Consider the following 19,065-nt stretch of genomic DNA (forward strand, 5'->3'; position numbering starts at 1 on the left):
GAAATTTTTGTATAAGGAGCTATCATGAAGACAAAAGATTTTGTTGCTATTGCAATGATGGCAGCCCTATTAGCTGTCCTGGGTCTGCTTCCAGCTATTCCCTTGGGTTTTATACCAGTCCCTATTGTCCTCCAAAATTTAGGTGTCATGTTGGCAGGTGTTCTTTTGGGTGGTAAGAGAGGAAGTTTGGCACTTCTTCTTTTCTTGGTTATTGGTTTGGTCCTTCCGTTTTTTTCGGGAATGAATACCACCTTAAAGGTTATGGTTGGACCGACCGCGGGTTATATCTGGGCGTGGATTTTTGTCCCTCCGCTTATGTCCTGGGGCTTATCCGCTCTCAAAACTAGAAAGTTTTTACCAGTCTTTTTTATTATCTGGTTATCAGGTGTTCTCTTTGTAGATCTCAGCGGTGGTCTTTACTTGTCTCTTTATTCGGGTATACCTCTCAAGACAGCCCTCATCAGTAGTAATCTTGTTTTTATCCCTGGAGATAGTCTTAAAGCCTTGTTAACCACGGCAGTGGCCCTTCGTTTAGATAGGGCAAATCTTTTTAAACCATTCTTGGGAAATTTCAATCGTTTCAAAGACTGATGCAGGGTTGACTTGAGTCCCTGAATAGAATGTTTTTGCCTGTTGACAAGCTCTGTTTTCAGTAATAGAATAGTAGTATTAAACAAAAAAAGGAGTTTGTTGTGAAGACTAGAAAAGAATTGAAGGAGCAGGCTAAAACAGCCCTGCGTGGTAACTGGCCATGGGCTATAGGCGTCTTTCTCTTACCGATCTTGGTATTGGGGGTGATATTTTTTGCCTTATCAGCAGTTATCAATATGATTTGGAATATAGTGACATCTGATCCGTCAACTTCCTCTGGTGTTGTTGCAATCTTTATTATTATGACCTTTCTGATGGTGGCTCTTTTTACCTTCCTTGCTACTATCGGTATTGGTGTCGGCGTCAGCTATGCTTATTTAGATCTCATCCGCGGACGTAAACGTTCTTTTCGAGAAGCTGCTACCTATGCTTTTAAGGGACAACATTTTGATAGCATTTTTGGTGTATGGTTGGTGAACCTCTTCTATGTCTGTCTCTGGTCTCTACTCCTTATAATTCCTGGTTGGGTCAAGGCTTATTCTTATTCACAGTCATTCTTTATCCTAAAGGATGATATGGACCAAGACAAGGGAATTACGACAACTTCAGCGATTACTAAGAGTCGTCTTTTGATGGAAGGCCACAAGAAGGAACTCTTTCTCTTAAACTTAAGCTTTATCGGTTGGTATTTCTTGGCAGGGTTAATAGGAGGACTGGGCTGTCTAATCTTGATACCTTATCATGCAACGACACTGGCTGCTTTTTACGAAAATTTACTAGAGCAAGAACGTCCTAAGGAGCTTGATGTCTTGGAAGAAAAGCTTGCGGAAATTAAAGTGGAGTCTGATCAAGCAATGGCAGAATACCAGCTGCAAGAAGCTGAGAAAAAAGCTGAGAAGGCAAAAGCTCATTCTGATAAGATAACCAAAAAATTAGCAGCTCAAAAAGATAGAGAAGAAAAACGTCTTGAAAAAGTTGCTGAAAAACGTGAAAGAAGAGAGGAAAAAGCAGCTAAAAAAGGGAAGCCGGCTAAGAAATCGACTAAAAAAGTAGAATCCTCTGAGAAAGAGGAGCCGGCCGTGTCTAAGAAAGAAACTCAAGATAAAGTGACAGATGGGATTTCATCTGATGAAAAAGATGCTTCACCAAAAGACAGGGAAGAAAAGGTGAGTAGCAAAGCTCAACCTAAGGCTAATCAATCAAGTTCTAAAAAACCAAAATCGAAATCGAAGAAATCTTCCAAGAAAAAATCAAAAAAACGCAAATAGTATAAAAGACTGGGACTTCATCTCAGCCTTTTATATTGGAGTTTGGATCGATATAATCCCAAGAAATTCGGGTCTAAATATGCTATAATAAATTGACTAATTTACAGGAGAAATGGGATGTCAGACTTGTTCAAAAAATTGATGGAACAGATAGAAATGCCGCTTGAGATGAGACAATCTCAAGCCTTTTCATCTGCAGGTATTAAGGAAGTCAAGGTTCATACGCTCAGCCGTCACTGGGAATTTCATTTTACTTTTTCAGAGATTCTACCGATTGATATTTACCGAGAGTTATCCTATCGTTTAAGGACAACATTTGAGCAGGCTGATATCAAAGCTACCTTTGATGTTGAGGTTGAAACGGTTGATTTTTCAGATCAACTGCTTCAAGAATACTACGCTGAGAGTTTTAATCTACCACTTTGTAACAGTGCCAGTTTTCGTTCATCTTTCGCTGATTTGACTGTCTTTTATGATGGCAGTCAGATTGTTATTCAAGCGCCGGCCTTTGTGAACAATGCTCATTTCAGGCAGCAGCATCTACCGCGCTTGGAGCAACAGTTTGCCCAATTTGGATTTGGAGCTGTTCGTTTTGATATTCAATCTGATGAGACTAAAACACAGGAACTACAACAGGATTTTGTCTATAGTCGTGAAAAGAAGATTGAACAAGCACAAGCAGAAAATGCCCAAGCTGTCGCCTCTTTAGAGGCCTCTATACCGACTCAGGAAGAGGTGACACCTGCTCCTCAATTTTTTGATTATAAAGAACGGGCTGCCAAGCGTCAGGCAGGTTTTGACAAGGCTGAAATCACTCCCATGATTGAGGTAGAAACCGAAGAAAATAGGATTGTTTTTGAGGGAATGGTTTTCGACGTGGAACGCCGAACAACTCGTACGGGTCGCCATATCATCAGTTTTAAAATGACCGACTACACCTCTTCTTTTGCGATGCAAAAGTGGGCCAAAGATGATGCCGATCTCAAAAAATACGATATGATTGCTAAGGGAGCCTGGCTGCGTGTACGTGGGAATATTGAAAATAATCAATGGACCAAGACCTTGACCATGAATGTTCAAGATGTTAAGGAGATAATCCATAAAGAACGTAAGGATATGATGCCAGATGGTCAAAAGCGGGTTGAATTCCATGCTCATACCAACATGTCCACAATGGATGCTTTACCCACTGTTGAACAGTTGATTGACAAGGCTGCGAGCTGGGGTCATACTGCTGTAGCTATTACAGACCATGCTAATGTTCAAAGTTTCCCTCACGGCTACCATCGAGCTAAGAAGGCTGGTATCAAAGCGATTTTTGGTCTTGAGGCCAATATCGTAGAAGACAGTGTACCAATTACTTATAATGAGGTGCCTCTGGATCTTCATGAAACTACCTATGTCGTTTTTGACGTGGAAACGACAGGTTTGTCTGCGGTCAATAATGATCTGATTCAAATCGCCGCTTCTAAAATGCATAAGGGTAATATTATTGACCAATTTGATGAATTCATCAATCCGGGTCATTCCTTGAGTCAATTCACAACAGATTTGACCGGTATAACAGACAATCACTTAAAAGATGCCAAGCCTCTATCGCAGGTTCTGCAAGAGTTTCAAGATTTCTGCCAAGATACGGTTCTTGTCGCTCACAATGCTACCTTTGACGTAGGTTTTATGAATGCTAACTATGAGCGTTATAACCTACCTTTGATTACGCAGCCGGTGATTGATACTTTGGAATTCGCTCGCAATCTTTATCCAGAATACAAGCGGCATGGTTTGGGCCCTTTAACTAAGCGTTTCCAAGTTGCACTTGATCATCACCACATGGCCAATTATGATGCTGAAGCAACCGGTCGCCTGCTCTTTATTTTTATCAAGGAAGCATGTGAAAATCGGGGCATAACTAATCTTGCGGATCTCAATACTAAACTGATTGCCAAGGATTCTTACAAGAAGGCACGTGTCAAACATGCAACAATCTACGTTCAAAATCAGACCGGTCTGAAAAACATGTTCAAGCTAGTTAGCCTATCTAATGTTAGCTATTTTGAGGGTGTCGCACGAATTCCTCGGACGGTTCTCAATGCTCACCGTGAAGGCTTGCTCCTAGGAACAGCTTGTCCAGAAGGGGAGGTTTTTGATGCAGTACTTTCCTCGGGAGTTGATAAGGCTGTGGAGCTTGCTCAATACTATGATTTCATCGAAGTTATGCCCCCAGCTATTTATCAACCGTTGGTCGCTCGTGGACTCATTAATGGTGAAGAAGGCATTCATCAAGTTATAAAGGATTTGATAGAGGTGGGACGCCGTCTCAATAAGCCTGTTTTAGCAACGGGAGACGTTCACTATCTAGAACCGGAAGATGAAATTTACCGTGAAATCATAGTGCGTAGTTTGGGGCCTGGTGCTATGATTAATCGCAGTATCGGCCGCGGTGAGGATGCCCAACCAGCTCCTCTACCCAAGGCTCATTTCCGAACAACCAACGAGATGCTGGATGATTTTTCTTTCCTTGGTAAAGACTTGGCTTATGAAATAGTCGTAACCAATACTCAAAACTTTGCGGACGGTTTTGAAGTGATTGAGGTGGTTAAAGAGGACCTCTATACGCCTTATATTGAAAAAGCGGAAGAAACAGTAGCGGAATTAACTTATCAAAAAGCATTTGAAATCTACGGAGATCCCCTGCCGGATATTGTTGATTTGCGGATTGAAAAAGAATTGACTTCCATTTTGGGGAATGGTTTTGCTGTAATTTACCTAGCTTCACAGATGCTGGTTGAACGCTCCAACAAACGTGGTTACCTAGTAGGTTCGCGAGGGTCTGTTGGCTCGAGTTTTGTCGCTACTATGATCGGTATCACAGAGGTCAACCCTATGCCGCCACACTATGTTTGTCCGTCTTGCCAGTATTCAGAATTCATTTCAGACGGTTCTGTCGGCTCTGGTTTTGATCTCCCAGATAAACTCTGCCCCAACTGCAATCATAAATTAGCCAAAGATGGTCACGATATTCCCTTTGAAACCTTCTTGGGATTTGATGGGGACAAGGTTCCCGATATTGATTTGAACTTCTCGGGTGATGATCAACCGTCCGCCCACTTAGACGTTCGTGATATCTTTGGTGAAGAGTATGCCTTTCGTGCGGGGACCGTTGGTACTGTAGCAGAAAAGACAGCTTATGGTTTTGTTAAAGGTTATGAACGTGACTACAATAAATATTACCGAGATGCTGAAGTTGATCGTCTGGCTATGGGATCTGCCGGTGTTAAACGGACAACCGGCCAACACCCAGGTGGTATAGTGGTTATTCCTAACTATATGGATGTCTACGATTTCACCCCTGTGCAGTATCCAGCTGATGATACAACGGCCGAATGGCAGACAACCCACTTTAACTTCCACGATATTGATGAAAATGTTCTTAAACTGGATATTCTAGGCCACGATGACCCCACCATGATTCGTAAATTGCAGGATCTATCAGGGATTGATCCAACAGATATTCCGGCTGATGATCCGGAAGTCATGAAACTTTTTTCTGGAACGGATGTTTTAGGTGTCACTGAGGAGCAAATTGGTACACCGACAGGAATGCTGGGAATTCCAGAATTTGGAACTAACTTTGTTCGAGGAATGGTTAATGAAACCCATCCGACTACTTTTGCTGAATTGCTTCAACTTTCTGGACTCTCGCATGGAACAGATGTTTGGCTCGGGAATGCTCAAGATTTAATCAAGGAAGGAATTGCAGACCTGTCAACAGTTATCGGCTGTCGGGATGATATCATGGTCTATCTGATGCATGCTGGTCTTGAGCCTAAAATGGCCTTTAATATTATGGAGCGAGTACGTAAGGGTATGTGGCTAAAAATCTCCGAAGAAGAACGTAATGGCTATATTCAAGCCATGAGGGATAATAATGTACCTGATTGGTATGTCGAGTCCTGCGGTAAGATTAAATACATGTTCCCAAAAGCTCACGCAGCAGCTTATGTTATGATGGCCCTGCGTGTCGCCTATTTCAAAGTTCATCATCCAATCTACTATTACTGCGCTTATTTCTCCATTCGTGCCAAGGCCTTTGAGTTAAAAACTATGAGTGCTGGCTTGGATGCTGTCAAGGCTCGTATGGAAGATATCACCAACAAACGTCGCAATAGCGAGGCTTCTAATGTTGAAAATGATCTCTTTACAACCTTAGAAATTGTCAATGAAATGCTGGAACGCGGTTACAAATTTGGCCAGTTGGATCTCTATAACAGCGATGCCATCGAATTTAAAATCGAAAGAGATACATTGATACCACCATTCGTTGCTATGGATGGTCTAGGGGAAAATGTCGCCAAGCAGATTGTAGCCAGTCGCCAAGAAGGAGAATTCTTATCTAAGACCGAATTGCGCAAACGTGGAGGTTTGTCAGCAACTCTGGTCGAAAAAATGGATGAAATGGGAATCCTAGGTGACCTACCGGAGGATAACCAACTCTCGCTTTTTGATGATATTTTTTAACAATCAAGTGACTTGCTAGCCTAAACCTTTAATGTTACAATAATCAGCATTAGGTTATCTTTAGGAAAGAATAAATAATCAGGCAAATGTTCAGTATAAAATAAGTTTCAACTTAATTTTCATTATATCCTGATCAATTTAAAAGCCAAGTAAGGAGATAGCAAATGACGGAATTTAAAAATTCTGCCGTCAAGAGTATGGTTGTTATGAGAAAGGCCTTTCGCACGATTGATAGCAGAGTTTCGGGGACCTTTCGTGACTTTGATTTGACACCGGCTCAGTTCAGTGTTCTCGATGTCTTATATGCTAAAGGACCAATGCGTATCGGTGAGCTTATTAGTAGCATTTTATCAACATCTGGAAATATGACCATTGTCATTAAAAATATGGAAAAAAACGGTTGGATTAAACGTGAGGTCAGTGATGATGATGGGCGTGTTTATATTATTTCGATTACCAGAAAAGGACGAAATATTATTGAGAAAGCCCTGCCAGCCCATATCCAAGCCGTCGAAGAGACCTTTAGTATCCTGACGCCAGAAGAGCAAGAACAGCTGATTGGTTTACTTAAAAAATTTAAAACACTTAATGAATGAGCAAAATAATGGACAATTAATTTGAGTATGATATTATTACTATATAGTAATAATTCCGGAGGAGAACCAATGTCCATCATTACTAAAATTAAGGAAATGTTCAAAGGAGAACCTAAAATGAAAAATATTTTATTTGTTGTCGGATCGCTTCGTGAAGGATCCTTCAACCAACAATTGGCTGAGCAAGCTGAAAAGGCTCTTGTAGGTAAGGCTAATGTAACCTATCTTGATTGGACTCAAGTACCAATGTTTAATCAGGATCTTGAAACCCCTGTATTACCTGCTGTTCAAGCAGTTCGTGATGCTGTTAAGGCTGCAGATGCCATCTGGATTTTCTCACCAGTTTATAACTTTGCGATTCCAGGTTCTGTAAAAAATCTCTTGGATTGGTTGTCACGCGCTGAAGATCTTTCAGATCCAACAGGGGCTTCAGCTATCAATGAAAAGGTAACAACCGTTTCATTAGTAGCCAATGGTGGGCACGAACCAGCTCCAGAAATTTACCGCAATTTGATGCCGTTCATCCGCACAAATTTTGTGGATGAGCTGACTTTCTCAAAAGTTAACGATTCAGCTTGGGCTGATGGTAAGTTTATAGCGAGCGAAGATGTTTTAGCTCAGCTTAACAAACAAGCAGAAGCCGTACTTGCAGCAATTGGCTAAGACGGTAAATAACTAAGAGAATGCAAATCTGCATCTTAAATAAATAGCTCTCTGTCATGCGGACAATTAATAATAAAAGCAACGGCCTCGTTCCTCATTTCAAGAGGAGCGAGGCCGTTTAGCTTCTCTTGAAAACGTTGGTTATTGTAAAAATAGATGCAGGCATCAGTATCTGCGAGGAGTTCCTCATAGTTCTTGTAGCGTTTGAGTTCATAAGGCTCGGTCTTGAAATGGCTGAAGAATAATTCAACTGGTGTATTATCAATGCACTTTTCAACTCGTGACATGGAGCAAGTGAGTCGATAATTTAGTGGTGATCAAAGCACTCACTCATGTGAGATGTACTTGTGAGCTAGGGTCGCTATGAATAGCCAACGTAACGCCCAAATTAGCTTTTACGCCCTGTCCAGAGTTTATCATCATCAAGTAGGCTGTATTGTGTTGACTGCTATGACCGGAGAGGTAATAGGTAATCTTCTATAGCAGCCTGCTTTAACTCCGATGGGGACTTATTTCAAATACAGTTTTCCTTAAGACCTTCAATACCATCAGATGGGTACTTCCTTATCCAGTCCCTAACTGCATATCCTGAGACCTTATATTCTTTGGCTAACTATCCAACAAACTTCCCTTCTTTCTGATATCTAAAGACAAGCTCTAACTTCTGCGCAACACTCTTTGGACTTTTTTAGACATACAAAAACACTCCTTGTAGTTTCTAGTAAAATAATTTTTGCTATTTTATTGTTCACTATAAAGGGGGAGTATATTATCTGACGGGTTTGCTTTTTTTTTGCTAGTTTTAATGCTAGTAAAAAGAGACTAGAAATATATCTAGCCTCAATTGACCTATTCAATAATAAGCATACCATCTTTAATGGCGAAGGGATTACTTTCGTTGATACGGTCGTAAAATAAGATACCGTTGATATGGTCGATTTCATGTTGAACAACTATTGAATTGTAGCCACGGAGTTTAATCTTGTGTTTTTCCCCTTGTTTATCAGTGTATTCAACTGTGACGCGTGAATGGCGTACAACATATCCCGGGACTTCACGGTCAACCGAGAGACAGCCCTCACCATCACCTAGAGCAGCGTCCTGAACAGAGTGGGAAATAATTTTAGGATTATACATAATTTCTTGTAAACTGTAGGGTTCAGCAGGTGGATTGCCTTCGGCATCTTCTGGATTGGGTACGAGAACAGCAATGATACGTTTAGAAATATCAAGCTGGGGTGCTGCCAACCCTACCCCTCCGCGTAAGCCTAATTTTTCCGCTATCACTGGGTCTTGCGAATTTTTCAAAAATTGCATCATCTTCTCACCTAGGATGATGTCTTCGTCAGATAGGGGGAGCTCAACATCAGTAGCTACTTGGCGCAAAGTAGGATTCCCTTCACGAATAATATCGGTCATATCAATTATGTGGCTAGCTTTTATAATTTTATCTTGTACAGACATAATAAACTCCTTATAGGTCTTCTTGTGATTAGTATAGCATGAAAAATGAGAAATAAAAATGGATAGATGATCAATCTTTGATGGTCAGCTCTGTTAGAATTTGGCGTTTTCGGATACGGTAGCTTTTAAATGCTATTTTTTCAATAATCTCTTGATCCAAGAGCTCTCTGATTACTCGAATCAAATGGCGATAGGAAGTTCCAAAGGCGTCTGATAAGACGCTTGGTTGGAGCTGAAAATCACCAGCAACTTCATTGGCCAGAATATGAGTTGCTAACCTTTCTTTAACTGAATAAGAGATATTGGTTGAAGAAATGATATTTTGTTGCTCTAATTTCTGAGCTAATTGCCGACCAATCTGGTAAAGAAAGAGCGGATCTTGATAGAACTGGTCGCGATTCGTCAAGGGAAGTTGAATGACGAGACTGGGCTCCAAAGCGATAACCGAGGAAACGCTATCCTGATTACTCATTAATTCGATATCGCCAATGAGTGTCGGTCGACTTTGAGTCTCTAAGATGTGCTCCTTACCATTAAAGAGTCGTCTGACAATTTTGACTTGTCCCTCTATAAAATAGAAGAGGTACTTTAATTTTTCTCCCTGTTGACAAATGGCTTGCCCCTTATCATAAAAATCTAGCTGTAAATGCTTGATATAATGCTGGGGAAAAATACGATAAAGTTGATATTTTGTCAGGTAATACTCTAAATTCTTTTCTGGCATATTCACCTCATTTTAGGACATATGTCCTATTTTAAAATCCTGTTTTTCATTATACTGGAATAGTTATCATTTTTCAAGAATGGAGCTGCTATGAAATACACCATGGAAAAAATCAGCCTTTTAGCTCTGTCGCTAATGCTGGTTTCCACCTATGCCATATCACCGGCACTACCACAGATGATTAGCTATTATTCTGCTAAAGGTTATAGTTCTGATAAAGTAGAACTATTGGTCTCTCTGCCCTCTTTTGCTATTATTGGGGTTTTGTTGGTAACACCTATGCTCAGTAAGTTATTATCTCAACGTTTTATTATTGTCAGTGGTCTTTTATTACTGTCTTTAGGTGGACTTTTCCCTCTAGTCTATCAAAGCTATTCTCTCGTTTTTCTATCTCGTTTAGTCCTGGGGATTGGAATTGGTCTGATGAATGCACGGGCCATCAGCATCATTAGCCAGCGTTTTACTGGTAGAGAAAGAACTCGCTTGCTAGGCTTAAGAGGGTCCGCTGAGGTTTTGGGTTCGGCCCTCTTAACCTTGCTAGCTGGTCAATTACTGAACTTTTCTTGGTCAGTAAGTTTTGCCATTTATGCAGCAGGTTTTCTCATTTTAGGACTCTATTTACTATTTGTTCCCCAGATACCAGAGCATGCTGATGGTGCCGGCATTTCTGATGAAGATAGAGGGAATGAGCGACTAAGTTGGAAGCAGATTAGCTATATTTTAGCGCTAGCTTTATATGCTGGTTTTGTTATTTTAATCAACTCTGCTAATACACTTAGGATTCCTCTTCTTATTGATAAATTGGGGTTAGGGACAGCCCAGCAATCTAGTTTTATTTTAAGTTTGATGATGCTGATGGGAATTCTGGCTGGTAGTTTATTTCAGAGCCTCCTTGATTATTTCAAAGATTATTTAATGGCTGTGGTGGTTCTTCTTTTAGGTCTTGGCCTCTTGTTGTTTTGGCTGGCTAATAGTCTCTGGCTTATCGGCTTGGGTGCCTTGCTGACAGGTTTTGTTTACAGTCTTGGTGTGACTTGCGTCTTCAACCTTATTTCAGAAACCATTCCCAAGCAGCAAGTGCACACTGCGACAACTTTAATTCTTCTAGGCTGTAATTTGGGTGGTGCCTGCGCTTCCTTAGTGCTGAGTTTTTTGGGTTATTTCACTAACTCTTTATCCTTTGCTTTTGCTATTTTGGGTTTCCTAAGTTTGGGTTTGGGGTTTGCTCTTTTGTTAGCCAGTCGTTTGCGGAAGAAGTAAAAGTTGACGCTGTTTAGCTATTTTGTTAGAATATAGAAGTCGTTAAGACAAACTAACTTCTTCTTGGTTGTAGGAATGCCAAAGCCTACCACTCGGTTGAAGCAATAAAAGGAGAAAAATAGATGGCAATTTCAAAAGAGAAAAAAAATGAAATCATCGCTCAATATGCTCGTCACGAAGGTGATACAGGTTCAGTTGAAGTTCAGGTCGCTGTTTTGACTTGGGAAATCAACCATCTTAATGAACATATTCAGCAACACAAAAAAGACCATGCAACTTACCGTGGTTTGATGAAAAAAATAGGTCACCGTCGTAACTTGTTGGCTTACCTTCGCCGTAAAGATGTTAACCGTTACCGTGATTTGATCCAATCACTCGGACTTCGTCGTTAAGTTATAAACCAGCTAGTTTTAGCAACACCAACACCATTCAGAAAAAAAGAATGGTGTTTTCTTTTACTTAAAATAGTGAAAAAAGTCACAAAAAACACTTGACATTCTCCATAAGCTCCTTTATACTAGAACGTGAAGAAAATCACAAAGATAAAATTTGTAGTTATTGCTATTTTAAAGAATGATAATCTTCATAAAATAAATATTTGACAATTATTAGGAGGTCATCTTAATGGCTAAAGGAACAAAAGTTGCTAATCAGAATGTTGAAGAACTGGCGCAAGAATACACCGGTTCTTTGGTTGAAAAAGCTCTCAAGGCTGAGGAAATTTTTGCGACCTATACTCAAGAACAGGTTGATAAGATTGTAGCTGCCATGGCTCTTGCGGGTTCAGAAGCTTCTCTCGAGTTGGCACAGGAGGCCCATGCCGAAACAGGACGTGGTGTTGCTGAAGATAAGGACATTAAAAATCACTTTGCGACCGAAAATATTTATGAATCTATCAAGAATGAGAAAACCGTTGGCATTATCGGTGAGGATAAGGTTAAAGGACAAATTCATATCGCGGCTCCTCTTGGCGTTCTAGCAGGTATCGTTCCTACAACTAATCCAGTAGCAACTACAATGTTTAAAATTTTGGTATCTCTCAAAACACGTAATGCCATTGTTTTTGCCTTCCACCCATCTGCTCAAAAATGTTCTGCCCATGCGGCTCAAATATTGTATGACGCAGCTATTAAGGCGGGAGCCCCAGAAAACATTATTCAGTGGATTGAAGAGCCATCCATTGCTAATACCAATGCTTTGATTTCCAATAAAAACATTGCTTCTATTTTAGCTACTGGCGGTCCTGGTATGGTTAATGCAGCCCTTAAATCAGGAAATCCATCAATGGGTGTTGGTGCTGGTAATGGTGCTATTTATGTTGATGCAACAGCTCACTTAAACCGCGCCGTTGAAGATTTGCTGATGTCTAAACGTTTTGATAATGGGATGATCTGTGCCACTGAAAACTCTGTGGCTGTCGACGCTTCAATCTATAAAGAATGGCTTGCTAAAATGCAAGAAAAAGGTGCCTACCTTGTTCCTAAAAAAGATTATAAGAAATTAGAAGACTTTGTTTTTAATGATAATCACGGAGTTAATGGACCTGTGGCAGGTATGCCTGCTAGATGGATTTGTGAGCGAGCGGGTGTCGATTTACCAGAAGGTAAAGATGTTCTCCTTTTTGAATTAGATGCTAAAAATATCGGAGAAAAGCTATCTTCAGAAAAACTATCTCCTCTACTTTCTGTTTATAAAGCAAAAGATCGTGAAGATGGAATCAAGATTGTTTCAGCTTTACTGGATTATCAAGGGGCTGGTCACAATGCAGGTATTCAAATCGGTTCACAAACAGACCCATTTGTTTCAGAATTTGGCGATCGTGTCAAAGCGTCACGTATTTTGGTTAATCAACCAGACTCAATCGGTGGTATTGGAGATATTTACACGGATGCTTTGAAAGCCAGTTTGACACTCGGAACAGGATCATGGGGGAAAAATTCATTGTCACACAATTTATCAACTGGCGATCTCTTGAATATCAAGACAGTCGCTAAACGCCGCAATCGCCCACAGTGGGTTCGCTTGCCAGAAAAAACTTACTATGAAAAGAATGCTATCAGTTATCTACAAGACAGCTATGAGCAGATGGATCGCGCTCTGATTGTAGCAGACCCAGGTATGGTACAATTTGGATTTGTTGATACTGTTCTTGGCCAATTAGCTCTCCGTGAAGATAAAGTTGCTACCTCAATTTATGCTACTATTAAACCAGATCCAACACTTGGTCAAACTATTGAAATTGCTAAACAAATGCGTGATTTCAAACCGGATACAGTCATTGCTATTGGTGGTGGTTCTGCTATTGATGCCTCTAAAATTGCCCGCCTCATTTATGAAGTATCTCTTGATAAAGATGCAGCTTGGCTTGATAGCTACGAAAGCGTTAGTGAGTTTTTCCTCGAATTACAACAAAAATTCATTGATATCCGTAAGCGTATTGTGAAGTTCAAACATCAAACAGCAACACGTCTCTTCTGTATTCCAACAACATCTGGTACAGGTGCTGAAGTAACACCATTTGCGGTTATTACAGATGATTTCTCTCATGTTAAATATCCATTGGCCGACTATGAATTGACACCACAAGTAGCTATTGTCGACCCAGAGTTCGTAATGACAGTACCAAAACGTACGGCTGCTTGGTCAGGTCTTGATGCCCTATCACACGCTCTTGAGTCTTACGTTTCAGTTATGGCTTCTGATTTCACTCGTCCATGGTCACTGGAAGCTATCAAATTGATCATTGAGAACTTAGAGGATGCTTATAACTTTGATCCTAAGAATCCAACTCTTCGTGGTGAACAGGCCAAGGAAAACATGCACTATGCTTCAACGCTTGCTGGTATGGCCTTTGGTAATGCCTTCTTAGGAATTAATCACTCATTGGCTCATAAAACGGGTGGTGAATTTGGGCTTCCACACGGTTTAGCCATTGCAATCGCTATGCAGCACGTTATTCGTTACAATGGTGTTTCTGGTAATGTTAAACGTTCGGTTTATCCACGTTATGAAGAATACCGTGCACAACGTGATTACGCGGATATTGCTCGTGCGCTCGGTCTTAAAGGTAAGGACGATGCTGAACTAGTAGAAGTTCTCTGTCAACGTATTGATAAATTGATGAAAGCTGTCGATGTCAATCCAAAACTTTCGGCTAATGGTGTCAAAAAGAAAGACTTTGATGCTGCAGTTGATCGTCTGGCACGCTTAGCCTATGATGATCAATGTACACCAGCCAACCCACGTCAACCATTTATTGAAGATATGCGTCAATTGTTGATTGATCAATTCTAATCTGATGTAGACTAAGCAGAGAGTGGGATAAAAATCGGTGATAAAATCGCAATTTCGATTTTGTCGTCTCTGCCTCGGTACAGTTGATCTGGTAAAGTTAGAGTAAAACAATAAAGGCAGGACTTTTGTCCTGACTTTTTTTATATCTTGATGCCGACTCTGGATTAATTTTGGCTCTTTGTCAACTGTAGTTGGTAAGAAGTCTAAAGCCTAGAGAGGACCAAATTGGTTCTCTATTTTTTGATGTTCAAAGCGAGGAGTATTTTGGTTTTGAAGTTCTTAAAATTGCGAAAGCCAAAGGCAGCTCGTTTGATGTCCTTGATGAGCTTGTTTGTGGCTTCTAGTTTGGCGTTAGAATAGTCGAGCTGGAGCGCATTTGTGATGTAGGATTGATGTTTGAGAAATGTCCTGAAAACTGCTTTAAATGCGGGATTGACGATGTCCAGATTATCCTTGATAATTCCGAAAAAATCAGTTATTCGTTTTTCTTGGAAATGGAAGAGTAGAATCTGGTAAAGGTCGTAATAATAGCGATGCGAGTGGTCATCATAGCACGTCCTAAGTGCTGAACAAGATGGAAGCGGTTGAGGACAATTTTGGCACTCGGAAAGAGCTGCCGAATCAAAGGAATATAAGCACCAGACATATCAACAGTCACGACTTTAACTCGCTCACACACCTTTCTCGGATAGCGGTGACAATAGTTTTTGATAGTGTTCTGACGGTTATTTTCAAGGAGAGTAATAATTTTTCTGGTCATAAAATCTTAAGCGATGAAGGCAAATTTACCCTTATTTCTGGCAAATTCATCCCAGGAGATGATTTCTGGCAAGGTGGTGTAATCTTCTTTAAACGTAAACTGGGCTAGCTTTCTCTGGACGGTTGAGACGGAGAAGTGGAGAATCCTTGCGATATCGGTATTGGTTCTGTTTTTGTTCAGCAGCTGAGTAAGCTTTTGCCAAACTAGGTGAGAAATCTGGTGATTCTTGTCCACGATTGGCGTCTCAACGACGGTCACCCGATGACAAGATTTACACTGAAATCGCCGCTTCTTGAGACGGAGCAGACTTGGAAACCCTTGGGCATCTAAGAGCGGGATTTTAGAGGCTTTTTGAAAACCGTACTTAATCTTTTGTCCGCCACAATGAAGGCAAGGAGAAGGCTCATAATCCAGCTCAGCCCTGATTTCCAAGTGGGTCTGGTGCTGCAAGATGAAGTTGATTGTGATATTTGGGTCTTTTATTCCCAGCAATTCTGTGGTATTCTTGATGTGTCCCATATGAGTCTTTCTAAATGATAGTTTTGTCGCTTTTCATTATAGGTCATGTGGGACTTTTTGATACAGTCAAAGAGCCCTATAACCTCTGTAGTAGATTTTACCAACTACAGGAATTATAAATTCGGAATATTTTTGTGTCTCATTTTATGGGAACAGTATAGTTCTATGTTTTTTTGAGAAAACTTTCTAGATTCCGATTTTTTGTAACAAGCCATTGCAGAATATATTATTTACTATAATCCCAACCTATCAAATTAGAACTAAGAGACTTTAACTTTATGAAATACGGAATTAAATCTTTTGGCTAATATTTTTCATCTAATTTTTGAGGGGCAGAATAAATTTTTATTAAGCTTTTTAATCGCTTTTCAACCTTGTTTAATATTGCTTTTTCATTGAAAAACTTGACAATAGGGGGGGTGGAGATGATAAAATCATATTGGTGAAACTGAGGAGCTCAGCAGAAGATTAGCAACAAATGATAATTATGAGAGAATACTGGAAATTGAAAAACAACTATATACAAATGAAGAATCAGCTGCTCGAGGGAATCAGCTTTTGATTATAGGAAGGAAAAAAAGACAATGAGAATGAAAAGACTTGGAATAAAGACTAGTTATAATAGAGGAGAAGAAGAAGCATTGTCTCAAGAGATATTGATTCAATCTTCGCAGTTAAAAAGACATTCGGCTGGTATTTATGGGTTGGGACCATTAATTTTAAAGGCTCGTAATAACGTTATTAATATTATTAAAGATACTTTGGAAAAATATAATTGTGTAGAGGTTTCGTTACCCACATTGCAACCAAAACAAATATGGGCTGAATCAGGTAGATTCTGATCAAATGTTTCATTTTACAGGTAGAAATGGGGAATATTGTTTAGCGCCGACTGGAGAAGAAATTGTACTGGATTTTGTAAATAATAATATTGAATCATATAGAGATTTACCATTTAATATTTTCCAAATTGGAATGAAATATAGAGACGAGTTACGTGTTCGTGGAGGATTATTACGAAGTAAAGAATTTTTAATGAAAGATGGTTATAGCTTTCATTCAAATCAGAGATCTTTAGAGGATGAGTATGAGAAGATGAAAAAGGCTTATCTTGAAATTTTTTCAAAGTTAGGTCTTGAAGTAAAAACAGTTAAAGCTATTAGTGCAGAAATGGGTGGTAAGGTATCAGAAGAATTTATGCTTCCATCTCTAATTGGAGAAGATAAAATGTTGTTCGATGAAAAAACAGGTTTAGCTTTGAATATTGAGTTACTTGAAGATAAAGAATTATTAGAGCAATATCTTGAGGAATATAAAGAAATTGATGTAAATGATTTCGCAGTTATTCAGTGTATCGAACTCGGTCATATTTTTCAATTAGGGACTCGTTATTCTGAAAAAATGAACGGATATTTTACAGATTCTGATGGGGATAGAAAGCCTTATTTGATGGGATGTTATGGTATAGGTTTAGGTGCTATTTGTGAACAAACTTGTGATGAGGAGGGTCTGAAGTGGCCAATGGTTGTTTCTCCATATGAGTGTGACATTATTCCGGTGAAAGGTTTTGATTCCCAAGCTGAGGAAGTATATGAAAAATTAAGCGCCAAGGGTCATGATGTTTTATTTGATGATAGAGATATAGGATTTGGCGCAAAAATTAAAGATGGTAAATTATTAGGGATCCCCTATCTGGTTATTATTGGTAAAAACTTTGAAAAGAATGGATCTGTTGAACTAGAAAGTAGAGAAACTGGTGAAAAAGTTTTAATTAAACTTGATGAATTAATTGAGGAATCAGTAAATTGGAAAAAAATATGAGATTCGAACCCACTTCAATTCCGCTGTTTTTTGATATTTTAGAGGACGAATTATATTTAGTCAATACAGCGTATAATAGAATGCTTGAAGAGTTTAAAAAATATGGCTACCGAGAGATAAAAACTAGTAAAATAGAGCAAAGAGATAAGTATCTAAATGCTACAAAAGTTCATTGGTCTAAAATTTTTGAAGTTCATAGAAGTAAAGAAAGGAGTAAATTCCTACTTCAGTCAGACTTAGCTATAAGTATGTCAAGATATGTTGCTTATTCGAAGGATTCTTCAGTTATAAGGTTAATTCAAATGGGTGATATTTATAGAGATAGGATACCTTTTTTACCTGGTTATAGACGAGAATTTCAACAAATTTTAACAGGGATTTGGGGGATTTCACATATTAGTGCAGATTTAGAGTTGCTATATTTAAATTTTAAACAACTATCTTCGATTTCTGGGATTCGAAACTTATATTTACAAATATCTAATCAACAAATTTTTGAAGATTTAAAACAAGGTTTATCAGAAGAAATTAGATTTTCTGGGATAGATTCATTGTTTGAATTAGATATAGAGAAAAATGATTTACTAGTTTTAAAAGATTTATTTAATCAAGGTAAGATTGAATATAATGAATTAAAGAAGTATTATCATCGTTTCTCCATTAAAATTATTAAAAGTAGGATTTCAGAAATTTTATATATTTTCGAAAAATTGAAAGAAAAAGGTGTTGGAAAAGTTGTTTTTAATCTATCGAATTTAGGTGGTACAGGACATTATTCGGGATTTAATTATCGATTTTATGCGAATGTAAATGATTCAGAAGAACTATTGATTGCTGATGGGGGAAGAATCGATTCGCTTGTTTCAAAATTCAATTCTAATGCTGATAAGCCAGCTGTTTGTATTGGTATAGGTATTCAAGTAATTGCCCAATTTTTGGATACAAAGGAGGGGTTGGGAGCTGTTGTTTTAATTGACAATGAAGATAAATTAGATAAAGCCGATAAATATAGTGAATATTTACGATCATTGAATTTTAGGTCAAGTATTATTTTATTGCCTAAAAAAAAATGGAAAAATATTTTTTTGAGTAAATATTATAGTAATTTTGTGTTTGTAATAATTAATAATTATGCTGATTTTGAAATCAGATCTGATAATATGAAAGCCTTAAATATTATTGATTTTAACAAACTAAAAGAACTTTAAAATCTTGAATTGTCAAATTAAGTGCACATATTCTCCTTGAAATACCAAATAAGATATTTGAATCAAACTCCAAAGGTTAGACAGAAAAATTAACTCTTTATAAACTGTAGTTGGCAAGAAATCTAAATCCGAGAGAGGACCAAATTGGTTCTCTCTTTTTGCCTGATTTAGATCTACCGCTGAAACTTGTTAGAGGAAACGTATTCAGGCGGGGATATAGTTTTCAATCTAATCATCCCTTTTTGCATCTATTATCCAATATTCTTAGTCATATTTTAAGAAGAGTTAAAGCTATTTACTGGAATAAGTTTTCTGTTCATCTGAGTATTTATCTTAATTGTTAAAGATCTTACTTGAGATGGACTTTTCTTTGCACAAA

Annotated in this window: 14 protein-coding genes and 2 pseudogenes; 11 read left to right on the top strand and 5 right to left on the bottom strand. The window is 38.8% G+C overall.

The genetic code is table 11. The features are described 5' to 3' along the window. Positions 1–24: 24 nt before the first annotated feature. From ACFOSE_RS06185 to ACFOSE_RS06205, 5 genes are all read left to right on the top strand, one after another. Positions 25–591 carry a biotin transporter BioY gene (locus ACFOSE_RS06185; protein WP_380431710.1) on the top strand — a complete coding sequence of 189 codons (567 nt, stop codon included), beginning with the start codon at positions 25–27 and terminating at the stop codon, positions 589–591. 101 nt (positions 592–692) lie between these two features. Next, complete coding sequence (locus ACFOSE_RS06190) at positions 693–1,859, top strand: DUF975 family protein (protein WP_380431712.1); 1,167 nt, start codon at positions 693–695, stop codon at positions 1,857–1,859. A 117-nt stretch (positions 1,860–1,976) separates the two neighbouring features. Then, a complete protein-coding gene (locus tag ACFOSE_RS06195; protein ID WP_380431714.1) occupies positions 1,977–6,377 on the top strand; it encodes a PolC-type DNA polymerase III in 4,401 nt (1,466 codons plus the stop codon). Positions 6,378–6,541: 164 nt separating this feature from the next. Beyond that, positions 6,542–6,973, top strand: a complete 432-nt coding sequence (locus ACFOSE_RS06200) for a MarR family winged helix-turn-helix transcriptional regulator (protein ID WP_380431716.1) — start codon at positions 6,542–6,544, stop codon at positions 6,971–6,973. 117 nt (positions 6,974–7,090) lie between these two features. Further along, the gene (locus ACFOSE_RS06205) at positions 7,091–7,636 is read left to right on the top strand and encodes an NADPH-dependent FMN reductase (RefSeq protein ID WP_380431718.1); all 546 of its coding nucleotides are present in this window, start codon (positions 7,091–7,093) and stop codon (positions 7,634–7,636) included. A 35-nt stretch (positions 7,637–7,671) separates the two neighbouring features. Here the strand turns inward: ACFOSE_RS06205 and ACFOSE_RS06210 are convergent. From ACFOSE_RS06210 to ACFOSE_RS06220, 3 genes and pseudogenes are all read right to left on the bottom strand, one after another. Next, positions 7,672–7,941, bottom strand: a pseudogene (locus ACFOSE_RS06210) (IS3 family transposase); the annotation flags it as partial. A gap of 544 nt (positions 7,942–8,485) precedes the next feature. Further along, positions 8,486–9,100 carry a peptide deformylase gene (gene def / locus ACFOSE_RS06215; RefSeq protein ID WP_380431720.1) on the bottom strand — a complete coding sequence of 205 codons (615 nt, stop codon included), beginning with the start codon at positions 9,098–9,100 and terminating at the stop codon, positions 8,486–8,488. A 70-nt stretch (positions 9,101–9,170) separates the two neighbouring features. Beyond that, positions 9,171–9,824, bottom strand: coding sequence for a Crp/Fnr family transcriptional regulator (locus ACFOSE_RS06220; protein WP_380431722.1), 654 nt, complete (start codon positions 9,822–9,824; stop codon positions 9,171–9,173). A 90-nt stretch (positions 9,825–9,914) separates the two neighbouring features. Between ACFOSE_RS06220 and ACFOSE_RS06225 the strand changes: the two genes are divergently transcribed. The 3 genes from ACFOSE_RS06225 (at position 9,915) to adhE (ending at position 14,378) form a co-directional block, all read left to right on the top strand. Continuing rightward, positions 9,915–11,084 (top strand): MFS transporter, encoded by a 1,170-nt coding sequence (locus ACFOSE_RS06225; RefSeq protein WP_380431724.1) that lies wholly within the window; start codon positions 9,915–9,917, stop codon positions 11,082–11,084. 122 nt (positions 11,085–11,206) lie between these two features. Beyond that, complete coding sequence (rpsO, locus tag ACFOSE_RS06230) at positions 11,207–11,476, top strand: 30S ribosomal protein S15 (RefSeq protein WP_380431726.1); 270 nt, start codon at positions 11,207–11,209, stop codon at positions 11,474–11,476. Positions 11,477–11,708: 232 nt separating this feature from the next. Continuing rightward, positions 11,709–14,378, top strand: a complete 2,670-nt coding sequence (gene adhE / locus ACFOSE_RS06235) for a bifunctional acetaldehyde-CoA/alcohol dehydrogenase (RefSeq protein WP_380431728.1) — start codon at positions 11,709–11,711, stop codon at positions 14,376–14,378. A 233-nt stretch (positions 14,379–14,611) separates the two neighbouring features. Here the strand turns inward: adhE and ACFOSE_RS06240 are convergent. Both ACFOSE_RS06240 and ACFOSE_RS06245 read right to left on the bottom strand, forming a co-directional pair. Continuing rightward, a pseudogene (locus ACFOSE_RS06240) lies at positions 14,612–15,138 on the bottom strand (transposase). A gap of 6 nt (positions 15,139–15,144) precedes the next feature. Continuing rightward, the gene (locus ACFOSE_RS06245) at positions 15,145–15,657 is read right to left on the bottom strand and encodes a transposase family protein (protein ID WP_380431730.1); all 513 of its coding nucleotides are present in this window, start codon (positions 15,655–15,657) and stop codon (positions 15,145–15,147) included. A 584-nt stretch (positions 15,658–16,241) separates the two neighbouring features. On the opposite strand from ACFOSE_RS06245, the gene ACFOSE_RS06250 reads away from it, so the two are divergent. From ACFOSE_RS06250 to ACFOSE_RS06260, 3 genes are read left to right on the top strand one after another with little or no spacing between them, the layout of a single operon-like run. Continuing rightward, complete coding sequence (locus tag ACFOSE_RS06250) at positions 16,242–16,499, top strand: hypothetical protein (protein WP_380431732.1); 258 nt, start codon at positions 16,242–16,244, stop codon at positions 16,497–16,499. A gap of 4 nt (positions 16,500–16,503) precedes the next feature. After that, on the top strand, positions 16,504–17,478 hold the full coding sequence (locus ACFOSE_RS06255) for an aminoacyl--tRNA ligase-related protein (RefSeq protein WP_380431734.1): 975 nt from the start codon (positions 16,504–16,506) through the stop codon (positions 17,476–17,478). Further along, positions 17,475–18,686 (top strand): ATP phosphoribosyltransferase regulatory subunit, encoded by a 1,212-nt coding sequence (locus ACFOSE_RS06260; protein ID WP_380431736.1) that lies wholly within the window; start codon positions 17,475–17,477, stop codon positions 18,684–18,686. Before ACFOSE_RS06255 ends, ACFOSE_RS06260 begins: the two co-directional genes overlap by 4 nt. Positions 18,687–19,065: the final 379 nt, after the last annotated feature.

Source organism: Streptococcus dentapri, from assembly GCF_042649885.1.
Lineage (GTDB): Bacteria > Bacillota > Bacilli > Lactobacillales > Streptococcaceae > Streptococcus > Streptococcus dentapri.